The organism is Acinetobacter bouvetii (assembly GCF_902753875.1).
In the GTDB taxonomy this organism is placed as follows: domain Bacteria; phylum Pseudomonadota; class Gammaproteobacteria; order Pseudomonadales; family Moraxellaceae; genus Acinetobacter; species Acinetobacter bouvetii_A.
The window spans coordinates 19143-40920 of sequence record NZ_CADDTS010000022.1 but is presented as its reverse complement, the minus strand read 5'-3'; the positions used below and the strand labels follow the sequence as shown (position 1 = coordinate 40920).

General features: G+C 42.8%; 21 protein-coding genes and 1 tRNA gene. 4 read left to right on the top strand and 18 right to left on the bottom strand.

Annotated elements, in window-relative coordinates; genetic code table 11:
• Positions 1-16 precede the first annotated feature (16 nt).
• The 8 genes from FB6_RS05275 to FB6_RS05240 all read right to left on the bottom strand — a co-directional run bounded on the left by FB6_RS05275 (position 17) and on the right by FB6_RS05240 (position 8381).
• Positions 17-1201, bottom strand: coding sequence for an HlyD family type I secretion periplasmic adaptor subunit (locus tag FB6_RS05275; protein WP_174558997.1), 1185 nt, complete (start codon positions 1199-1201; stop codon positions 17-19).
• Positions 1198-3336: a type I secretion system permease/ATPase gene (locus FB6_RS05270; RefSeq protein WP_174558996.1), complete on the bottom strand. Its 2139-nt coding sequence runs from the start codon at positions 3334-3336 to the stop codon at positions 1198-1200. The genes FB6_RS05275 and FB6_RS05270 overlap by 4 nt, the downstream gene beginning before the upstream one ends.
• Complete coding sequence (locus FB6_RS05265) at positions 3333-4793, bottom strand: TolC family outer membrane protein (RefSeq protein WP_174558995.1); 1461 nt, start codon at positions 4791-4793, stop codon at positions 3333-3335. The genes FB6_RS05270 and FB6_RS05265 overlap by 4 nt, the downstream gene beginning before the upstream one ends.
• Before the next feature lie 181 nt (positions 4794-4974).
• Positions 4975-5721: an LPS export ABC transporter ATP-binding protein gene (lptB, locus tag FB6_RS05260; RefSeq protein ID WP_174558994.1), complete on the bottom strand. Its 747-nt coding sequence runs from the start codon at positions 5719-5721 to the stop codon at positions 4975-4977.
• Positions 5721-6287, bottom strand: coding sequence for a lipopolysaccharide transport periplasmic protein LptA (lptA, locus tag FB6_RS05255; RefSeq protein ID WP_174558993.1), 567 nt, complete (start codon positions 6285-6287; stop codon positions 5721-5723). Before lptA ends, lptB begins: the two co-directional genes overlap by 1 nt.
• Positions 6271-6819, bottom strand: a complete 549-nt coding sequence (gene lptC, locus FB6_RS05250; RefSeq protein WP_174558992.1) for an LPS export ABC transporter periplasmic protein LptC — start codon at positions 6817-6819, stop codon at positions 6271-6273. The genes lptA and lptC overlap by 17 nt, the downstream gene beginning before the upstream one ends.
• 41 nt (positions 6820-6860) lie before the next feature.
• Positions 6861-7400: a KdsC family phosphatase gene (locus FB6_RS05245; RefSeq protein ID WP_174558991.1), complete on the bottom strand. Its 540-nt coding sequence runs from the start codon at positions 7398-7400 to the stop codon at positions 6861-6863.
• Between the two features lie 3 nt (positions 7401-7403).
• On the bottom strand, positions 7404-8381 hold the full coding sequence (locus FB6_RS05240; RefSeq protein WP_174558990.1) for a KpsF/GutQ family sugar-phosphate isomerase: 978 nt from the start codon (positions 8379-8381) through the stop codon (positions 7404-7406).
• 388 nt (positions 8382-8769) lie between these two features.
• Between FB6_RS05240 and cysS the strand changes: the two genes are divergently transcribed.
• From cysS to FB6_RS05220, 4 genes are all read left to right on the top strand, one after another.
• Positions 8770-10191 (top strand): cysteine--tRNA ligase, encoded by a 1422-nt coding sequence (cysS, locus tag FB6_RS05235; RefSeq protein WP_174558989.1) that lies wholly within the window; start codon positions 8770-8772, stop codon positions 10189-10191.
• A gap of 63 nt (positions 10192-10254) precedes the next feature.
• Positions 10255-10330: transfer RNA gene (locus FB6_RS05230), tRNA-Gly, on the top strand.
• Between the two features lie 272 nt (positions 10331-10602).
• Complete coding sequence (locus FB6_RS05225; protein ID WP_174558988.1) at positions 10603-11055, top strand: universal stress protein; 453 nt, start codon at positions 10603-10605, stop codon at positions 11053-11055.
• Between the two features lie 179 nt (positions 11056-11234).
• A complete protein-coding gene (locus FB6_RS05220) occupies positions 11235-11621 on the top strand; it encodes a carboxymuconolactone decarboxylase family protein (RefSeq protein WP_174558987.1) in 387 nt (128 codons plus the stop codon).
• A 441-nt stretch (positions 11622-12062) separates the two neighbouring features.
• On the opposite strand, the gene FB6_RS05215 is transcribed toward FB6_RS05220, so the two are convergent.
• The 10 genes from FB6_RS05215 to FB6_RS05170 all read right to left on the bottom strand — a co-directional run bounded on the left by FB6_RS05215 (position 12063) and on the right by FB6_RS05170 (position 21763).
• On the bottom strand, positions 12063-12704 hold the full coding sequence (locus tag FB6_RS05215) for an ATP-binding cassette domain-containing protein (protein ID WP_174558986.1): 642 nt from the start codon (positions 12702-12704) through the stop codon (positions 12063-12065).
• A gap of 1 nt (position 12705) precedes the next feature.
• Positions 12706-13389 carry a molybdate ABC transporter permease subunit gene (modB, locus tag FB6_RS05210; RefSeq protein WP_174558985.1) on the bottom strand — a complete coding sequence of 228 codons (684 nt, stop codon included), beginning with the start codon at positions 13387-13389 and terminating at the stop codon, positions 12706-12708.
• A gap of 14 nt (positions 13390-13403) precedes the next feature.
• Positions 13404-14168, bottom strand: a complete 765-nt coding sequence (gene modA / locus FB6_RS05205; RefSeq protein ID WP_174558984.1) for a molybdate ABC transporter substrate-binding protein — start codon at positions 14166-14168, stop codon at positions 13404-13406.
• Positions 14169-14182: 14 nt separating this feature from the next.
• Positions 14183-15412, bottom strand: a complete 1230-nt coding sequence (locus FB6_RS05200; protein ID WP_438819957.1) for a molybdopterin molybdotransferase MoeA — start codon at positions 15410-15412, stop codon at positions 14183-14185.
• 8 nt (positions 15413-15420) lie between these two features.
• Positions 15421-16344, bottom strand: coding sequence for a bifunctional molybdenum cofactor biosynthesis protein MoaC/MoaB (gene moaCB / locus FB6_RS05195; RefSeq protein WP_174558982.1), 924 nt, complete (start codon positions 16342-16344; stop codon positions 15421-15423).
• 40 nt (positions 16345-16384) lie between these two features.
• Positions 16385-16930, bottom strand: a complete 546-nt coding sequence (locus FB6_RS05190) for a molybdenum cofactor biosynthesis protein MoaE (RefSeq protein WP_174558981.1) — start codon at positions 16928-16930, stop codon at positions 16385-16387.
• 1 nt (position 16931) lies between these two features.
• Entirely contained in the window at positions 16932-17183 is a 252-nt protein-coding gene (locus tag FB6_RS05185) for a MoaD/ThiS family protein (protein WP_174558980.1), read from the bottom strand.
• Position 17184: 1 nt separating this feature from the next.
• A complete protein-coding gene (gene moaA / locus FB6_RS05180; protein WP_174558979.1) occupies positions 17185-18225 on the bottom strand; it encodes a GTP 3',8-cyclase MoaA in 1041 nt (346 codons plus the stop codon).
• Between the two features lie 134 nt (positions 18226-18359).
• Positions 18360-18986, bottom strand: a complete 627-nt coding sequence (mobA, locus tag FB6_RS05175) for a molybdenum cofactor guanylyltransferase (RefSeq protein ID WP_174558978.1) — start codon at positions 18984-18986, stop codon at positions 18360-18362.
• Positions 18983-21763, bottom strand: a complete 2781-nt coding sequence (locus tag FB6_RS05170; protein ID WP_174558977.1) for a nitrate reductase — start codon at positions 21761-21763, stop codon at positions 18983-18985. Before FB6_RS05170 ends, mobA begins: the two co-directional genes overlap by 4 nt.
• Positions 21764-21778 lie beyond the last annotated feature (15 nt).

Here is a 21778-nt window from a genome sequence, read left to right as displayed (position 1 = left end):
ATTGCCCTATCACGAATTAACGCTCTCGTAGTGCTTCCTGTGCTTTATTAAAAGGTTTAATCAGGTAATCCAGTACCGATTTTTGTCCCGTTTTAATATCTACTGTTGCTACCATACCCGGACTAATACTGAATTGCCTTCCAGCTTTGTTAATGAGCTTATCACTATTGGTACGAATATAAACGCGATAATAAAACTGGTCCTGCTTCACTTCATCACGCAAGGTATCTGGTGAAATCATGGTGACCTGACCTTTTAAGCCTCCATAAATGGAATAATCATATGCTGTGATTTTCACCATTGCCTCTTGCCCAGGATGTATAAAAGCAATATCACGTGGAGATATTCGTGCCTCAATCAATAACTGTTCATCTAAAGGGACTATGGTCATAAGCTTGCCATTTTGCGGAATAACGCCACCAATGGTCATGATATTAATTTCTTTGACTACACCATAGACAGGTGCTTTAAAAACCGTCCGGCTTAAAGTATCTGATCTGCCTTTAACCACCTGTTGCTGAGTTTCTACATCAGTATTCGCTCTAGTAAGCTCTTCACGCGCCTTCACATAGTATTGATTGCGAATGTCATTCATCTGATTACGAAGATTATTCGCTTCACGCTTCAAACGTAAAACTTCGACTTCACTTGCAGCCCCTTTAGCTACCAAAGGTTCTGTCATATTCAGTTCCTGTTCAATCAGGTTTAACGCCTGAGACAGCCCTGATAAGGATTGCTCCAGATTGGCACGACGTGAATGATAGAGTGCTGTTTGCTCTCGGACCAATTGACTATCCTTGCGTACATCAGCCGGAAAAGATAGCACTGTTCCATTAACTTCAGCACTTAATCGTGCAGCCGTAGCTCGTGAAGATAAAAGTAATGATGCGGATTCACCCACGGTAGATTCAAGCCGCGTAGGATCAAGCTGGGCCAGTATCTGACCTTGCTTCACTATTTCACCTTCATGCACATTCAGTTTGGTTAGAATTCCACCTTCCAGTGATTGAATAATTTGCTCTTTGGAGGAAGGTACAACTTTACCTGTTCCAACAGAAACTTCTTCTAGTTTAAAAAACCATGCCCATAGTAATAAGATCAACAATCCCAGACAGATCATCCAGATAAATAAACTAACTTTGGGTAATGGTGGCTCTAATTCAGTCACTTTGATCGGATGTCCGAATTGTGATGCACTCATGTATTCGCTCCTGCAACCTGACGTTGTTGTGACTGATTTTGATTAAGAATCTGGTCGCGAGGTCCGTCCATCACAATCCGGCCTTCATTCACTACAATAATTCTGTCCACCAGTTCCAGCACTGCACGGCGATGAGTCGCAACAACCAGAGTACGTTGCCCCAGCCACAATTTTAGATGATCGATCAGCTGCTTTTCTGATACATCATCAAACGGTGCAGTAGGTTCATCCAGCAATAAGATATGGGGTTGGCGTACCAGTAGCCGTGTCAATAAAAGTGCTTGTTTTTGCCCACCAGAAAAACCGAAACCACCTTCAAGTATCATGTGATCCAAACCTTCTTTCTTTTCTTGGACGAAGTGAATTGCCCCAGTAATTTTCAGCGCTTTTAATATTTCTTCATCACTGGCTAAGGGAGCACCTAACTTCAGGTTTTCACGAACAGTACCAAAGAATAGATGTGCATGCTGATTCAATAAAGCCATATCACGACGTACATCTGAAGGATCGATTAAACCTAATTCCACACCATCCAGTTTAATTTTGCCTTGCACTGGCGTTTGCATGCCTGACATTAATTGCAGCAAGGTTGATTTCCCGGCACCATTACGGCCAAGAATTGCAATCTTTTCACCCGGTTTTATATCTAAATTCGGAATCACCAGACTGGGTCTTGGATCATCCTCACCATATTTAAAAGTCACACCTGTGAATTCATAATGACCATTCAGCGCCGGACGATGAATTAAATGTGCATGATCCGGCTGATCTACCGGTTTTTTCATTAATTCATCCAGTCCATTCTTGGCCACTTTGGCTTGTTGCCAGCGCCCCAACACACCTGTAATCTGAACAATAGGGCCCAACATACGTGAAGATAGCATTGAACAGGCAACCAGAGCACCGGTAGTCATCTCCCCTTGCATGACAGCAAAACAGCCTACAAGTACAACTATAGCAAAAGTTAAACCCTGAATTTTCTGCGTCCATGCATTCATAACACCCACAATTTTTCGTTGCCGCATGGATATATCTGCTGAGGATTCATTCAAATGATTCCACTGATTCTGAAATCTTGCTTCAGCACGCAATAATTTAATGTCTTCAATTCCCTGTACGGCTTCCACCAGCATGGCATTACGTATGGCACTTTCACGCATGCCTTCATTTGCCAGTTTTGCCAAAGACTTTTGTGCAAGTATTCCAGGCAAAATCATTAAAGGGATAACCAAAACCATCACCCAAAACAGATTGCCACCAATCATCCAGAAAATCGCTAGAAACAGCAGAAAAAAAGGTAGATCTGCAATTGCCGAAATGGTGGTTGAGGTGACTAGTTCACGAACTCCCTCAAGTTCACGAATCTGTGAAATAAATGTTCCTGTAGATCTGGACCGTTCACTGTTTTTTATTCTGAGTGCATGACCAAAAACCCGGTCTGAAATTTTCAGGTCAGCACGTTTACCAATAATATCTGATAGATAAATACGTGCGACTCTTAAGCTGAATTCAAAAATTGCGGCTATCAATACGCCACCGGCAAGTACCCACAAGGTTGAAACAGATTGTGCCGGAATTACACGATCGTAGACATTCATGGAAAAAACAACAGTTGCCAGTGCCAGTATATTGGCTATCAAGGATGCAAACATGACATCGATATATCGCTTCCAGTCACGCAGAACAATAGACCAGAACCAGCTACTTTCATAAGGTTTGATATATTCATCCACCCGTGCATCAGGTACAGATTTTTCAGGGCGAATAATATAAACATGACGAATATGTGCCTGTAACAATTCCAGTGTGAAAGTCTGTGAAAGCCCCTGATCACCACTGAGCTGTATATTGGCATTGCCCTCAGCATCAACCTTTTCTAATACTCCAACCTGCCCGTCATGAAATTCCACAATGACCGGTAATCGCCATGGATTGATCACATCCATACTGAATTCTGATTTGCGTAGACTCATCCCGACCTGACGTGTCATCAATAGCAATATATCATCCACACTTTGATTAGGATGCCACTCCAGCTGTAAACGAATACGTTCTTCGGAAGGTTCTATACGATAATGTCTGGCTATAGCCAGTACCGCCTGAAGCCAGGGTTGATTTTTGTTTTTATTATTCATGGCTGAATCTCAAATCCTTGAATTGAAATATGGTTTAGATCATAAAGATCACGCGAACGTCCTGTGACCGCGATATATCGCACCAATGCTGCATAAATGTCGTAACGGGTATTTTCAATATCTTCAGATGCACTATGAATAGTCTGTTCAGCATTGAGTAAATCAACAGCTGTACGTGTACCCAGTTTGTATTGTTCCTGATACAGCTCTCGGGTACGAATGGTGGTTTGCTTACGGGCAACCAGGATATTTAACTGTTTTTGCTTATAATCCACTTCTTCACGTAATGACCTAACTTCATCTAATACATCCAGATAGACTGAATTCACCTTGGACTTTGCTGCTTCTTCGGCATAACTCGCTGCACGTGTCTGGGAGGCCTGCGCACCACCTTGATATAAATTGCTGCTCACTTCAATCATTACAGAATTATAATAACCATCATCTTCATTATTATTTGGGTTACGTCCGTTAAGGGCCTGACTGAGTGAACCTTTTAACTTAATGCTTGGATACTGACTTAATTTGGATTGCTGCTTTTGAAATTTAGCAAGCTCTACTTCTGCCTGAGCAGACATCATGTTAGGTACTTTGTTAAATTCGGGATCACTATATAAATTGGAATTTCTAATTATAGTTTCCGGCAACGACCAACTCAGATTTGTGACATCCATCCCCAGTAATGTTCTTAATTTTTGTTGAAATTTTTTTAGCTGTGTTTGCTGAACGATTAAGTGTGCTTGTGCTGCTTCTAAATTTGATCTTGCCTGCACAGGGTCTGCCTGTGTACTGATGCCCGCCTTGGCCCTTAAATCGGTAATTTCGGCAATTTTCGTAATACCAGCAATCTGTTGCTGCGCAATTCGCGTAATTTCCTCATAACGCTTGACATTGACTATAGCATTCGCTGTTTCATAGGCCACTTGATCAATACTCGCCAAAACTCCTGCCTGTTCAGCCATAAGCGTTGCCTGCTGTATATCTACGCCACTTTTAACCTTGCCAAAATCATAGAGCAACTGGCTTGCATTTAAACTGATCAATTGACGTCCACGTTCACCAGAAGTCAAGTCGCCGGTAGATAGCCCTCCAGAAATCTGCGGGTAATACTCAGCTTTGGCAACATCAATATAAGCATCCTGTTGAGTAAGCGCAGAAATACCTTGGGAAATATCCGGACTATGCTGTAATGCCTGGAGAATAGCGGCATTAAAACTTAATGGAGTGGCTGGTCGTTCACTGATTTTAGATGTGTCCAGTCGAAAATTGCTTAGTGCATGAATTTGCACTTTATTGGGGTCATCATCAGGCTTAGCCATAAAGAATTGACTTATCCCAGTACTGAACGACTGCTTATATATATTAGGACTGTTTTCTTGGGCATAACTCATGTGCAAAGGTATGATGCAGATCAGGCACGGTATGCTTCTCAGCAATAACTTTTGACACAACCCCATCTTGCCATTTTTATTCTTGAGCATCATTGGTGTGTTAATTTTTTATTTTATGAATACTTCGTGTATTTCGTAAAAAATACAGCTTTTTTTGTAAAGTAATTGTTATTTTTAATACATATTACATACGCAGATGATCTTGTCATTTATTGAAGACAAAATCATCTGTTTTTTTGATTATTTTTTAAACGGTAAAATCATCACCCAAATAAACCTTGCGCACTGTTTCATTTTCCAGTACTTCTTGCGGTGTTCCCTCGGCAATGACCGCCCCTTCACTGACAATGTAAGCATGCTCACAAATTGCCAAAGTTTCTCGAACATTATGGTCTGTAATCAGCACCCCAATGCCACGGTCTTTAAGATTACGAATAATATCCTTAATATCACCAACAGAGATTGGATCGACCCCGGCAAAAGGTTCATCCAGCAGCATAAATTTCGGATCGGCAGCTAATGCACGGGCAATTTCAGCACGTCGGCGTTCACCACCAGACACACTCATCCCCAAGGAATCTTTGATATGCGTGATTTTAAAATCGGCCAGTAATTCATTCAGACGCTGTTGGCGTTGCTGCTTGTTGAGATCCTTACGTGTTTCAAGAATCGCCATGATATTTTCAGAAATGGTCAATTTTCTAAAAATAGAAGCCTCTTGAGGTAAATAACCAATCCCTTTACGGGCGCGCTCATGCATCGCCAAATCGGACAAATCGAGATTATCTAAATGAATCTCGCCTTTATCCATTCGAACCAAACCCACCACCATATAGAAACTCGTGGTTTTACCCGCACCATTCGGACCAAGCAATCCCACAATCTGTCCACTTTGCATCTGAAAAGAGACATCTTTAACCACCCATCTTTTACTGTAGTTTTTGGCCAGATGTTTGATACACAGGGTCTGGGGTTGATTTAGCGATTGATCCATTAATCACGTGCTCCTGGGAATGATTTTGAGCTAGATGGTGGAATAACGATTTGTACACGACCTGAAGATGAACCCGTATTATTTGGAGTACCCGTCGCTTCGACATCACCTTTATTCATACTATATTTCAAAGTATTACCACGAATACTTGCGCCATCCTGTTGCAGCAATGCGCCACCAGACAAGGTGATAATCCCGGTTTGGGCATTATAAAGAATCTTTTGTGCCTGTCCTTTGGCCAAGCCTTTATTGACATCTACTTTTTGTTGAAAACGTGCAGGTCCACCAGTCGCAGTAATGGTACTGATTTCTTTTTGACTGTTCAGATTGGCCACAATTGAATTGGCTTGCAATCTCATGGTGCCCTGTTCGATGATGACATTACCGGTATAGGTCGTCACCCCGGTTTTTTCATTATAGGTTGCACGGTCAGCCACCAGTGAAATCGGCTGATTTCGATCTGATGGAATGGCAAATGCCGGTGCCGATGAGAATACAACCAAACCGACCAAAGCTGCTTGCTTAAGCAAGGTTTTAGACAATGTAAGCTTAAGATTTTGGTTCATATTTTCCTCGAATATTAAAAAATTCGTATTGACCGTCATTTAAATTGGCTTTCAGACCTTGGCTTACAAATTCAGCTTGGGGAGATTGCACAATGACTTGCTTATTGGTTTCAAGTTCGCGAGTTTTCGGGTATCCGGTTAATTCTTGCGTCTGAAACTGCATTTTGCCCTGCTGCATTAACTTAGTCGCCACGACGTTTCCGGACAAAACCACACGCTGGTTATCTTCATAACTGTTTGCAACTTTGGCATAAAACGTGGCATCAACCGCCCCATTTTTATACATAGAAGCATTTAAGTTTTGAAGTTTTGCCGTTTCTTTTTGCAGATCTTGCTCAAGCCGATCTACCGTAGCACGGACGTACAAATTCCCATGCTCATCGGTCTGAGTGAGATTAATTTTTTCAGCGGAGTAGGTCATGCTTCGGGCTGAATCAACCTCAAGCTTCTTACCTTTACCGCTGTAATAGTAGTAACCACCACTTATAGCTGCAATTGCTATAGCAGTTACGTATAAAGCTTTTGTATCCATAAGTGTGGTACTTAACTCAAATTCAATGAATTATTTAACTATTAATGTGGGATAGCCGTATACTTTTCAAGCAGCTGCTCATAAGCTCCTTTGGCCATCAAAATCATATCGCAGATTTCACGGACCGCACCACGACCACCCATCGCCTGAGTCACCAAATCAGCACGACGGCGAACTTCAACATGACCATTCGGCACAGTGACTTTCATGCCGGCAATCGCAAATGCCGAAAGATCAGGCCAGTCATCACCCATATATAAACAGTCCTCTGGTACAACATTCAATTGGGCACAGGCTTCGCGTAATGCCATACCTTTATCTTCACGGCCCTGAAAAACCAGATCTACACCTAAGTCCGACATGCGCTTTTCTACAATATGACTTTTACGTCCAGTAATAATAATGACTTTCACACCCGCTTTCTGTACGAGTTTCATACCCAAGCCATCACGAATATCAAAGGACTTGATTTCGTCACCGGTATTGGTCAAGGTCACAAAACCGTCACTTAAAATGCCATCGACATCAAGAACCAAGGCTTCAACATGACGCGCCTGTTCCAGTAAAATATAAGATGCCATTGATTAATTTACCCCAGCTTGAATCAGGTCATGCATGCTAATCACACCTATAACCTTGTTTACATCATCTACAACAACAAATTGATTGATTTTCTTTTCGTTCATGCGCTCTAAGGCTTCAACAGCACGCGCTTCTTGCGAAATGGTCAACGGATTTTTGATCATCACTTCTGAAACAGGCAAGTTCACATCAAAACCTTGCTGCTTATCAATTAAACGACGTAAATCACCGTCGGTAAAAATACCAAGCAATACATCATTTTGATCCACAATTGTGGTTAAACCTAGACGCTTGTTTGAGATTTCGTATAAAACTTGATTCATTGGTGTATCCGGAGAGACTTTTGGCAACTCCGAAGCGATATGCATCAAATGTTTAACATGAAGTAATAGACGTTTACCTAAAGCACCAGCTGGATGTGACATGGCAAAATCATCAGCGGTAAAGCCACGAGCATCGAGTAAAGCCACAGCCAGTGCATCGCCTAAAGCCAACGTTGCAGTGGTACTTGAAGTGGGTGCCAGCCCCAATGGACAGGCTTCCTGAATATTACCCAAGGTTAAAGCCACATCGGCATTTTTCGGCATCGGGCCTTTATCATCACCACTAATGGTAATTAACGGAATTTCCAGACGCTTGATCAAAGGCATGAGCATCATAATTTCATCGCTCTTGCCCGAGTTTGAAATGGCAATCAGCACATCACCATGAACCAGCATCCCCAGATCACCATGCCCGGCCTCACCCGGATGCATAAAGAACGAAGGAGTCCCCGTAGATGCAAAGGTAGCTGCCATTTTACGACCAATATGCCCCGACTTACCCATACCTGTAATGACTAGACGCCCTCGACACTGCAAGATAATTTCACAGGCACGGCTAAAACGATCATCAATTTGCGTCGCCAATATTTCCAGCGCTTGTTCTTCTATACGCAAAGTTTCTAATGCAACTTTTTGAAAGTCTATTTGATTTGGCATATTTGGTGGGTTCAAAATAGGTTTACCTTTACTCTATACAGAGTTGATTCAATCAAGCAAAAAATAATTTTCGCAATTTTATCATATCTATGCAAATGTCACGTTTCTAAATGTACAAGATTTCACGAATTGTGTAGAAATGATGGTGAGCCGCGATGGCTTTTGTCCATTTCAAAAATACACTTTTGATGGCTCAATTGTTATTTCCCCATGTATCGCTGATTATTTTTATTTGCAATGTACCATCTTAGATCATCAACCATGACCTTGAACATTCGCATAAAGGTATATTCCCTAAAAAATTCCTGCATTTTTTCGTTTTAACTTTATGAAAAAAAATGCTTAGGTTAAGATTGAACACCATTTTCAATAAGCTTCTAGAAAACCTATGCAACCATTTGTTCTATACAACTCAGAGCAACGTAAAAAAGTTGAATTTGTTCCACGTAAAGAAGGACATATCGACATGTATGTGTGCGGTATGACGGTATATGATTACTGTCATATTGGACATGCTCGGGTCATGGTTGCATTTGACTACATTATCCGTTTCCTGCGTAGCCAAGGTTGGAACGTTAAATATGTGCGTAATATCACCGACATTGATGACAAAATTATCAAACGTGCCAATGAAAATGGTGAAAGCATTACTGCATTGACCGATCGTTTTATCCAGGCGATGAATGAAGATGCTGAAAACTTGGGCTGCTTACATCCGGATGAAGCGCCTCGTGCTACAGATTATATTGATCAGATGCAAAACATGATTGGCAATCTGGTTAATAAAGGCACGGCTTACCCCTCTGCAAATGGCGATGTGTATTTTCAAGTAGAAAAATTTGCCAAATATGGTCGTCTTTCCGGTCGTAAACTGGAAGATATGCAAGCCGGGGCCTCTGAACGTGTCGATGTTGAAGTTGAAAAGAAACATCCCTTTGACTTTGTGCTTTGGAAACATGCCAAAGAAAATGAACCGTCATGGGCTTCACCTTGGGGCAATGGTCGTCCGGGTTGGCATATTGAATGTTCGGCAATGTCAACCTGCTGCCTAGGCAATCACTTTGACATTCACGGTGGTGGTTCAGATTTGATGTTCCCGCACCATGAAAATGAAATTGCACAGTCAGAAGCGTCAACTGACGAACAGTATGTCAATTACTGGATGCATGTCGGCTTTATCAATGTTGATGGTGAAAAAATGTCTAAGTCTTTAGGCAATTTCTTTACCATTCGTGATGTGATGGATAAATTCCACCCTGAAGTAATCCGTTACTTTATTGTGTCTTCACATTATCGTAGCCCGGTGAATTTCTCTGACGTGGCACTCAAAGAAGCAAAAACAGCACTTTCACGTTTCTATCATTCATTCAAAGCCTATCAACAAGCCTATGGTGAAAAAACTGTAGCTACTTTAGATGAAGCACTGGTGGAACGCTTTAATGCTGCCATGCGTGATGACTTTAATACCGCTGAAGCGATTGCCGTATTGTTTGAAATCAACAAAGAGCTGAACCGCGCTGTCAAAGATGAAAATGCCGAACAGGCTGCGGTGTATTATTCAACCTTGCGTCACTTGACTGATATTTTAGGCTTAGTACAGCACAATGTAGATGACTTCTTAAAATCTGATATCGGTCAGGAGGCACTAGGTCTGTCTGAAGAGCAAATTGAAGATCTAATTCAGCAACGTAAAGATGCGAAAAAGGCCAAGGAATTTTCCAAAGCCGATGAAATTCGTCAATCTTTGCTTGATCAAGGCGTGGTTCTGGAAGATACCCGTCAAGGTACCATCTGGCGTCGTGCTGATTAATTCAACATTTCGAAGCATAAAGAGTTGACAGTTTTATTAAACTCTCTATAATTCACAACCATTGCGGGAATAGCTCAGTTGGTAGAGCATAACCTTGCCAAGGTTGGGGTCGGGAGTTCGAGTCTCCTTTCCCGCTCCAGAATACGAAAAACCCTCATCGAAAGATGAGGGTTTTTTATTGGATATACTCCAGAGACATAACAGAATGACTCTAAAATCTTCCCCAAAATAGCAGCTGATTATCACGGACCGAATCAACCTTTTCAAATCACCTTAACTATCACCATTAATTTATTTAACTATCTGATAAAAAATCATAAAAAGTTATATTTATCTTGTATTCATATCACTCAACCCTAGCTATGCTAATCTTAGAACAGATAACGAATCTTGCAACAAGAGGACAGTATCATGGACTATTACCAACACATTTTAGTTTCAGTCGATGATTCGCCGATTGCCGTAGCAGCAGCCGATCAGGCCATGGTCTTGGCCAAAGCCTTTGGCAGTAAAGTGACCATAGTCAGTGTGGTCATTATCGACCCTTTAACCAGTGTCAGTTTTTATAAAAATGTCCCCGGTGTGACTGATTATTTTATGGAAGCCAAAGCACATGCCAAAAACATTCTGGCTGAACTTGGACTCAAATTCACCAATGCAGGTATTGAAAACACAACGAAACTTCTGGCCAAGCAATCGCCCAGTGATGCCATTGCTGAGCTTGCCGATGAATTAAAAGCAGATTTAATTGTAGTCGGTTCACATGGTCGGACCGGTTTGAAAAAAACCTTTATTGGCAGTATTGCCCAAGATATTCTGACCGCTAGCCATGTTCCTGTGCTGGTCGTTAAACATACACAATAACCCATTTCACCTACTCTTTTGTACATACCATTAACCCAATCCAAAGGGTTAATGGTTTTTACTTGTCACAAATTAAATCTATAAACAAGATCCTACTACGACCATAAACCAATACGCATAACCTTCATTCAGGCATACACTTTTCATATTTTCTTTAATCACGATTGAAAGAGCAAAACATGTCACAACAAGATTTTGAAAATGGTTTAAAAGTTCGTACCGAAGTCATGGGCGAGACTTTTGTAAAACGTGCGCAAGACAATACTGTGCCCTTTACCCAGCCTTTACAAGACTGGATTAATGAGCATGCTTGGGGCTCAACCTGGCAACGTGAAGGCGTACTGCCTCGTAAATATCGTTCACTAATCACCATTGCTTTTTTAACTGCACAAAAAAGCCCAACCGAACTGAAAGGCCATGTGCGTGGTGCACTTAATAATGGGGCGACGGTAGAAGAAATTCAGGAAGTGTTATTACACAGTTTGCCATACTGTGGTGCTCCTGCCACTCAGGAAGCTTTCCGTGCTGCGCTTGAAGTCATCAATGAATATCAAAAGTCTGAATAGTCACGTTTGATTTTTATCGTAGATCGCTTAAGCAGTTGAGGATTTAAACTGCTTAGGCTATTTCTTAATTCTAATTAAATCACCTCAGTTTAATGGGTCTCATTCATAAATCAAAAAATGCTCCCTATAAGATCTTTTTAAAATTAGCACAGCCTCATTTTATTGTTTAAATTTTTATGTTTTCGCGTATGCAATATCTCAACTTTTGAAAGGGCAAAATGAGGATTTTAAAATATATTTTAAGTCTGCAAGAAAAACCTTTTGTTTCCCATACACGACTTCCTGAGCCAGTTTTAAGCACTGCTTTAAAATGCAGCGCAAGGGATGGGAAACGTGTGGCATCCATGCCACACTCGTGAATCCAATAGCTGCTAATATCTATTTTATATTTTAGCTTTATAAATTACGTATAGTCATTGAAAAATGATTTATAAAAGAAGTCTAAAAAGGCTGTAATGTGCCTTGATGTAATTGCAAAGTCTCTGCTTCCAAGTATTCCAGCTCTTCAGGATGATGCGTAACATAAATCATCGGTACATTCAGCTCATCTTTCATCCGTTTAAAAAACGGTAAAATTTGCTGTTTTAAACTCCTGTCCAGACCGGTTAATGGCTCGTCCAGTAGCAGTAAATTGGGTGAAGATAGCAAGGCACGGCCGATGGAAACTCGCTGTGCTTCCCCGCCGGAAAGTTGATGCGCCTTACGCTGAATCAAGGCTTTCAGATCCAGCAACTCGACAATTTCATCAAACTGAAATTTTTGTTCCGTTTGATCCAACAATTTCTCTGCATACAGCAGATTTTGTTTGACATTCATGTGCGGAAATAACAAGGCATTTTGAAAAATCAGCGCGATTTTACGTTGATACATCGGCACATCAATGTTCTGCTGCGTATCAATAAATACCTGCCCATTCAACTGGATACAACCCTGCTGTGGCTTTAATAAACCCACAATATTTTTTAATAAAGTGCTTTTACCACTGCCTGATGGCCCGACTATACCTAACAGCTGCTGCTGCATTTCCAGTTCCACATTCAACTGAAAGTCAGCATGCCGATATTGAAAATCACATTTCAACATTTCAAGCTCCCAATTTGCGTTGATATTTTTGCAGAATAAAATAATTCGCAATCAGGGCTGAAAATGCCAGACACAAAGACAAAACTACCAGCCGCATGGCAAATTCTTCGCCATCAGGCTGCTGTAAGAAGGAATAAATCGCAATCGGAATGGTGCGAGTTTCGTCTGGAATATTACCGACAAAAGTAATGGTGGCGCCAAACTCACCCAGACTCCGACTGAAACAAAGGATACTTCCAATCAGCATTCCCGGTAGAGCCAAAGGCAGGCTGATACTGCAAAATACCCTGAATGGACTTGCCCCTAACGAACCGGCCACCTGTTCCAATTGCTGATTAATCAATTGAAAAGACAGACGAATCGGCTGCACCATTAAGGGAAAAGCCACAATGATCGACGCCAGTACCGCGCCTTTCCAGTTAAAGGCCAGTTCAATGCCGAGTGTATTTAAATATTGTCCAATCCAGCCTTTATTACCAAACAGCAGCAACAGTAAATAGCCCAACACCACAGGCGGCAGTACCATTGGCAACTGTAAAAAGGCTTCGACCAAAAATTTCAGCCTGAATTCATGGCGTGCCAACGTCCAGGCCAGTGCCACGGCAAAAGGTAAACAAATCAGCGTTGCCCATAAGGCGACTTTTGCCGAAAGATATAAGGCACTCAGTTCTTCGGGACTGAACATCAATTCACGACACCCTATGATTGGCTCATGCGAAATCCATATTTTTTAAAGATATTTTTCGCCTGAGGACTGGTTTTTACAAATTTTTCAAATTGAATGGCATCCGGATTTTTTTCTCCCTGTTTGGTCAGCGCCAGCGGATAAATAATCGGATGATGTGAATCTGCCGGGAAGGTACCAATAATCTTCACCTTTTGACTAATTAAAGCATCGGTTTTGTAAACAATGCCCACATCACATTCGCCACGTTCAACAAAAGCCAAGGCTGAACGAACATCATCAGTGCCCACAATCCGCCCCTTTAACTGATCTAGCCAGTTCAGCTTAATCAAACTCTGTTTGGCATATTTGCCTGCAGGAACCGACTCCATCTGTCCAGTACACAATCGTCCTTGAAAGGCTTTGGCAAAATTAAAACTGGATTGGGCTTTAAAAGGAATATTCAAATTTTTCGGGCTAATCACCACCAGCTGATTAAACAATAATGGCTTGGCTTTATTGGCCTGAATGATTTGCTTTTTGACCAGATAATTCATCCAGTCCAGATCTGCAGAGAAAAACAGGTCACTGCTGGCCCCTGCTTCGACCTGTTTCGCCAAGGCTGATGAAGCACCAAATACCGCTACAACATCTGTTTTAGGATGTTGCTTTTCATAAATTTTTTCAATATCGCTGATGGCATTGGTCAGACTGGCTGCGGCATAAATTTTGACAGTATCTGCATGTGCAGCTGAAAATATAGAGGCTAGGCAGACCGAGAAAAACAGGGATTTTTTCATGATTATTCTGTTCCTTAATGAATAAATAAACCGTGCACAATCTGTCCTTCAGATAAAACTGCTCCCGCAGGAATGCGGACCAGACAATTGGCCTGCATGAGATTGCTCAGCATATGCGATTGCTGTTTAGACAAACTTTGCACTTTTAGCATCGATTGATCAAAACGGGCCGACATTCTTAAAAAACGTTCCCGGGCATCGGCTTTAATAGAATGAGTCAATGTGGCACTAAACCATTGTGGATGCCGCTTTTGCCCTTGCAATACATTCAGTAGAGTTGAAGTATAAATTTGCATGCCAACATAGACAGCCGCAGGATTACCCGGTAACCCCAGCAAATAGCAATGTGAGTGGTCATGCCGTTGCAAGTCTGCAAAGAACATCGGCTTACCCGGCTTCTGCTTAACTTTCCAGAAAATCTGTTCAAAACCTAAGGCAAGAGCAACCGGACGGATGAAGTCATAATCCCCCACTGATACCCCACCTGTGGTTAAAATCAGATCGTAGCTGCTTGATAATTCCTGAATCAAAGCTTTTACTGCATCCTCAGTATCCGCAACGTGGAAAATTTCAACCTGCTGCCCCAGCGTCTGAAACCAGGCCTGAATCATCGGGGCATTGGCATCGAAAATTTTACCAGCTGCAAAATCCTCAACCGATTTCGCCACTTCATCACCTGTGACAATCACTGCCACTTTGGGATATTGATAAACTTTTACCGTTTGAATACCGGCCATACTTAAAGAAGCAATTGCCCCCACAGAGAGAAATTGCCCTGAGCTGGCCAGCAATTGACCCACAGAGACTTCTTCACCGGCATCCCGAATATCGGCATGGGTATTTAAATGTTCAGTGATTTCAATCTGGCTGGTATCAAGAACTTGGACAATTTCCTGACGTGCCACTGTGGTGGTGCCAAACGGAATTTTAGCCCCGGTAAAGATCCGAACCGCCTGCCCGGCTTGAAGTTCTAATTCAGCCTGCTGCCCCGCCCGAATTTCTCCAATCAAGTCAAAGCGGCTAGTAGCTTCAACGGGAGATTGCGAGCAAATGGCATAACCATCCACAGCACTTTGTGAAAATAAGGGCAAATTGATACTGGAATAAACATCTTCAGCCAAATAACGATTTAAAGCCTGATTTAATTCAAGTTGTTCAATCACTAAGGCTTGAGTACGTTCCAGAATTAAATCCAGTGCCTGATCTACACTTATCAGACCAGATTCAGCACCACATCCCGACATTGTGCTGCTCATTGATAGCCACCTGAATGGGGAATATTTTTTTGCACATCAAATAAATGCACCAATGCCGGCAGCACCGCAATCAAAGATTCTTTCGCGCCCTGACGACTGCCCGGCAAAGTCATCACCAGACTGTTATCAATATAACCTGCCACGCCACGACTTAAAGCGGCATATGGCGTGCGCTTCTGTCCAAAACTACGCGAAGCTTCCATTAAGCCGGGAATTTCCCGTTTTAACAAAGGCTGAAGGGTTTCGACCGTTAAATCTTTCGGCCCCAATCCTGTACCACCGACAGTTAATATCAATGGATAGTCATTTTTTTGCTGTTCAATCAAGGCCAGCAGTTGTTCCGGACTGTCCGGAATGACGTGATAAGCAATCTCGCTAAAATTGGCTTCCTGTAAAATTTCCAGCACATTCTGTCCGGCTGTATCCGGTTTTTTACCAGCAGCCACGGTATCCGACAACACAATGATTGAAGCTGGCATGGTTTCTTTTAGGGCACGAGTAAAATGTGACTTGCCGCCTTTTTTCTTTTGTAATTTAACCTGATCCAGACATAGATCTTCCGGTTCACAATGCGGTTTCAGCATGTCATAGAGCGTTAAGCCGGCCAGACTGACTGCTGTCAGGGCTTCCATTTCCACCCCGGTTGGGCCAATGGTTTCGACCGTTGCAATAATCTCAACATGGGCATCAAACAGCTCATATTCCACATCGGCACGGTAAATCGGCAGCGGATGACACAGTGGAATGAGCTCATCAGTACGCTTGGCTGCCAGAATGCCGGCTATCCGCGCGGTCTTTAACGCATCACCCTTTTCGGTATTGCCATTTCGTAACAGCTCAATGCAATGCGGTGGTGCGTGCAGAATCCCTGTAGCGACTGCTGTCCGATAACTTTCTGCCTTCATCCCGACATTTTTCATTACATATTCCTATAATTTCTTCTTCACAATATTTGTTCAATTAAAGCGGCCATTGATAAATCGGTGCAACATTCTCTTTGGCGTTGCCCTTGTGATGATCACAATGCTGATGCTCATGATGATGTGTATGCGCTGCATCCGCTTCATCTTTACGGATGCAACAGCCTTCTACATATTGACTGCTGCCATCCAGATAAAATTCTTCTTTCCACACCGGAACTTCATGCTTAACCCGTTCAACCGCTTCTTCACAGGCAGCGAAGGCTTCACGGCGATGTGCCGCATAGGCAATGGCGATAATGGCTTTTTCACCAATATCCAAAGCGCCAATCCGGTGAATTACCCGCACATAAGACACGCCATATTTGTACTGAATGTCCTGTTCAATCTGGCGAACCATTTTTTCTGCCACGGGTGCATAAGCGGTATATTTCAATGCCTTGACCGCCTTGCCTTCATGATGATTGCGCACGGTGCCAATGAATACACCGATACCGCCACATTCAGGAAAATGCTCAATCTGATCGAAACTGTCTAAAGTTAAAGCCGTATCCTGAATTCTGGAAAATGCTTTCAGTGACTCCATTTCAACCTCCTGCTACAGGTGACAGCAGCACCAGCGTCGTGTCTGTATGCAATTGGGTTTGACGTGAAATAATGTCCTCACCGATGGCACATGCACAGCGTTCAATCATGTTTAAAGCTGCAGGATAATCCTGTCCAACTTGATCTAAAACTTGCTCAACCGTACTGTTTGGACTGCAGATCATTTCTAGGTTTTCAGGCAACTGTCTTTCTACTGCACCGAAGGCTTCAATTTTAATTGTGATCTGTGGCATTTTAACCTCCAATCATATGCATGCTGATTTTGCGCGATGGCTGATTTTTTAAACGTTGTTGTATGGCGTGAAAACCTGATTCTTTGTTCCAGATATATTGAGATAAAGCAGCATCCAAGCTCAGTTCACTTAAAGGTTCATAAGAATTCAGGGCTTTAATTTCAGTTTTCAGATTCAAGCCTTGAGGCGCAAACAGGCAGTTATAGAATTCACCTTGTGCGGTTAAACGCACCCGATCACAGGTGCCACAAAATGAGTTGGTGATGGTCGAAATGATTCCAATCGGATGACCATCAATAAAATACTGTCGTGCTGGCTCTGAAGTAGATTGAGCAGCGTCACTTCGCTGTTGAGTTACGACAAATTTAGTACTTAAGCGGTCTAGAATCTGTTGTTCACTGACCACATGTTCGCTCGACCATTTACGGTCACCATCCAGTGGCATAAATTCGATAAAACGCAGCATAATCTTTTGCTGAACCGACCAGTATGCCAAAGGTAGAATTTGATCGTCATTGATGCCATTCATCAATACACAATTGATCTTGATCGGCAAATTCACCGCTTGCGCAGCACGAATGCCTTCCAGTACCGGGGCCAAATCTTTTTGGGTCAGTTGTTTAAATTGATGGGCATCCAGACTGTCCAGGCTGATATTCAGATCATCCAGTCCTGCCTGTTTCAAAGCAAATGCATATTTTTTTAAATAGTGGGCATTGCTGGTCATGGAAATGCGTTTCAGCCCAAGCTTTTTTAACTGCTGAAGCTGCGCGACAAAATGCACCACACCTTGGCGCATTAGAGGTTCACCACCAGTAATGCGAATATACTCGATGCCACGACGCACCATAAAATCACAAAACTGATAGAGTTCTTCAAAACTGAGCAGATCCTGTTTTTTCATCCACTCGGGATGTTCCGGCATGCAATAGACACACTTAAAATTACAGCGATCGGTCACTGAAATTCGCAATTTGCGTTTGCTGCGACCAAATTGATCGACCAATTGCGCATCGGTTTTAAGCTCTGTCATCATATTCATGTTGAACATCCATCTTCAGGCAACCCCTTGCTACCGCACATCTATTGTGCGCAAGATTCAGAGCGCCCAATCTTGTTATCATTGGATTTGCAATAAGTGTTCCAACTTTGTGCCAAAAGGCGAATTCTTCAGGTTTAGTGCAGAAATTTGAGTTGTTGATATTGTTGTAACTCATCTAGTGAGTTAATACTGTGAAAAAACAGGGCATGATTTTTAAAACGTGCCACTTGAGCGTGCAAATCTGCGAAACAGTGCTTTAAACTGCGCTGTTTTTGTTCAAGATGAGCAATCAATGTCGTCAAACTGCTTCGTTTAACCAGACAAAATGGATACAGCGCGATCCCGTTTATCTCCACATAGGCTACTTCTGCCATGCTATTTTTGGCTAGCGCCTGATGTAACTTAAAAAGAACTCGCGAAGGAATATAGGTCACATCACAAGGGACAAACAGCACATAGTCTGCCTGTACATGCGACCATGCACTTTTCATCCCCATCAATGGACCTAAAAAGCCGCTTTCATCATCCTGATAACAATGAATGCTGGGAATAATTTTCTGATAAATCGAATAATCCCGATGACTATTGATCCAAACTTGTGCAACATGTGATTTCAATTGTTGATGAATCTTGATCAGCTGAATCTGATCATCAAATTGCTGCAACAGTTTATTGATGCCATTCATGCGCCGCGCCTGACCACCCGCTAATATGACTAGGTCTGTATCTGGATAAACTGATTTGGTCTTTACTTGCTTCATTCAACCGCCTCCATTTGACAGGATTTAATCAAGCCTCGAATTTCAGGCAAACATGAACCGCAATTTCCACCTGCTTTTAAGCATGCAGTGACCTGTTTTTCATCAGTAATATTTTTTTCTTTAATGGTTTCAATGATGCGATTTTTACCGACTTTAAAGCAGCTACACACCAGTGGCCCTTCATTATTTGCCATCGACATCGGCTGTCCGGCCAGCAGTGCCTTGCGGTGCATGGCACTTAGACGTTCACGCTTAAACAAACTGGCGACCCAGTCGCGATCTGGCAGTAAAGCTTTAGGTGCGATGTACAAACTAGCAATCAGATGACCATCTTTCAGTACCACACTGTGACTGATATGTGCAGTGAGATCTTCAATATTCAACCATTCAAAACTTTCATCCTGAAACGGTAACAGCTCTTTTAAATGTTCAGTGGTGGTGGTGAATTTTTTACGGTCTGCCAGTTCATAGCGCACCGCTTTAGCCGTGGTAATTTTCGTCCACCACACCGTATTTTCAATGGAGGACTGCACCATTCTTTCAAAGCCCTGACGCACATAAAACACGCCCTGCCACTGACTATAAAATGGATGGATTATTACCGGAGTATGTTTAAACTCAGGTTCACCGGAAATCGGATCGACCACCGGATTGACCACTTTGCCAATCCGGGCATCGGATGCGACCTGATCATTCCAGTGAATTGGTGCAAAGACCTGTCCACGACGAATATCATCACTGACTGTCGCCCGTAAAACACAGTTACCCCATTTCGATTTCACTTCCACCAATTCACCATCTTTGACCCCGTATTTCAGGGCATCATGCGGATGGATTTCACAATAAGGCTCTGCGCGATGGGTACTTAAATTGGCCGATAAACCGGTACGGCTCATGGTATGCCATTGATCACGAATCCGACCAGTATTCAGCACTAAAGGGTACTCACTACAGACCGAATTGACCGGATTGACTGCAGTAATGGCAATAAATTTGGCTTTGCCATCTGCATGGCTAAATTGCCCTTGGGCATAGACTTGTGCCACTGCACCATCGGCTTGCTGCTTCGACCAAAGCGGCCACTGCACCGGTTCCAGTTCATCATATTCAGTTTTATTTAAATCACTTAAGGCCTTTAAATTGAAATAGCGGAAGTTTGGCGTTTCGCCGCGATGATTCAGGTCTGAATTTTGTTCGGCTGAGAGTCGTGCATGCTCCAGGAAAATGTCATGGCTATTGTTAAAATCAAAACCACTAAAGCCTAATTTTTTTGCCACCTGACTGATTGCCCACCAGTCTGCTTTGGCCTGCTCGGGTTCATCTAAAAAGGCACGCTGTCTGGAAATGCGGCGCTCAGAATTGGTCACGGTGCCATCTTTTTCACCCCAAGCCAGTGCAGGCAATAGCACATCTGCATATTGTGTGGTATCGGTATCTTGGCAAATATCGGACACTACCACAAACTCACATTTCTCTAAGGCACGCTTGACCTGATCGGCATCCGGTAAACTCACTACAGGATTGGTGGCCATAATCCAGATGGCTTTGATTTTTCCGCTTTCGACCGCCTGAAACAGGTCAACTGCTTTCAAACCCGCCTGTTTGGCAATATACGGACTTTGCCAAAAGTTTTGCACCAATTGTTGATGGCTGGCATTATCCAGATCCAGATGCGCCGCCAGCATATTGGCCAGTCCACCGACTTCACGTCCACCCATAGCATTCGGTTGCCCGGTCATTGAAAATGGTGCGGCCCCCAGTTTGCCAATTTTTCCCGTAAATAAATGACAGTTGGTAATGCTATTGGCTTTATTCACCCCTTGTGAAGACTGGTTCACCCCCATGGAAAACAGGGTCATCACTTTTTCAGTTTGGGCAAATTTCTCATAAAAAACTTGCAGTTTTTCCAGTGAAATCCCTGTACGCACTGCGACATCTTCAATAGCGGCTTCAGTTTGGCTGTGCACCAAAGCCTGTTCTAAACCCACTGTATATTGCGCAATAAAGTCATGGTCTGCATGACCCTGCTGAGCCAGATACTGCAATAAACCATTGAATAAAGTGACATCCTGACCCGGTAAAATTGGCAAATGCAAGTCGGCTGCTTCACAGGTACTGGTAAAGCGCGGGTCAATCACCACCACAAACAGATCCCGCTGTTCCTTGGCTTTCATGATGCGTTGATACAAAACCGGATGACACCATGCGGTATTTGAACCGACCAGCACCACCATGTCGGTATGTTCAAAATCTTCATAGCTGGCCGGTACGATATCTTCACCAAAAGCCCGTTTGTGAGCGGCAACCGCAGATGACATACAAAGCCGTGAATTGGTATCAATATTGGCAGTGCCCAAATAACCCTTCACGAACTTGTTCACCACATAATAGTCTTCTGTCAGCAATTGTCCGGATACATAAAAGGCAATGCTGTCACGTCCGTATTGATCGATACATTGCTGAAATTTGTTGGCAATTAAATCCGTTGCAGTATTCCAGTCAGTTTTTTCACGCTGGTTCTTACGACCCAGCATGGGATGAAGAACGCGTGTTTCCAGACCAATGGTATCGGCCAGATTGCTGCCTTTAATGCACAGTTTCCCGTAATTGGATGGATGATTCACATCCCCTGCAACCGAAACTTTTTGACCTAACGCGGTGTCCTGTACAGTTGCAGTTACGCCACAACCCACCCCGCAATATGGACAGGTGGTATTGGTGATTTTCGTATTTGTTTCTGTGGAGCTATGCAGTTCCATAACGGGAATACTATTCATGATCGCTCCTTAGCT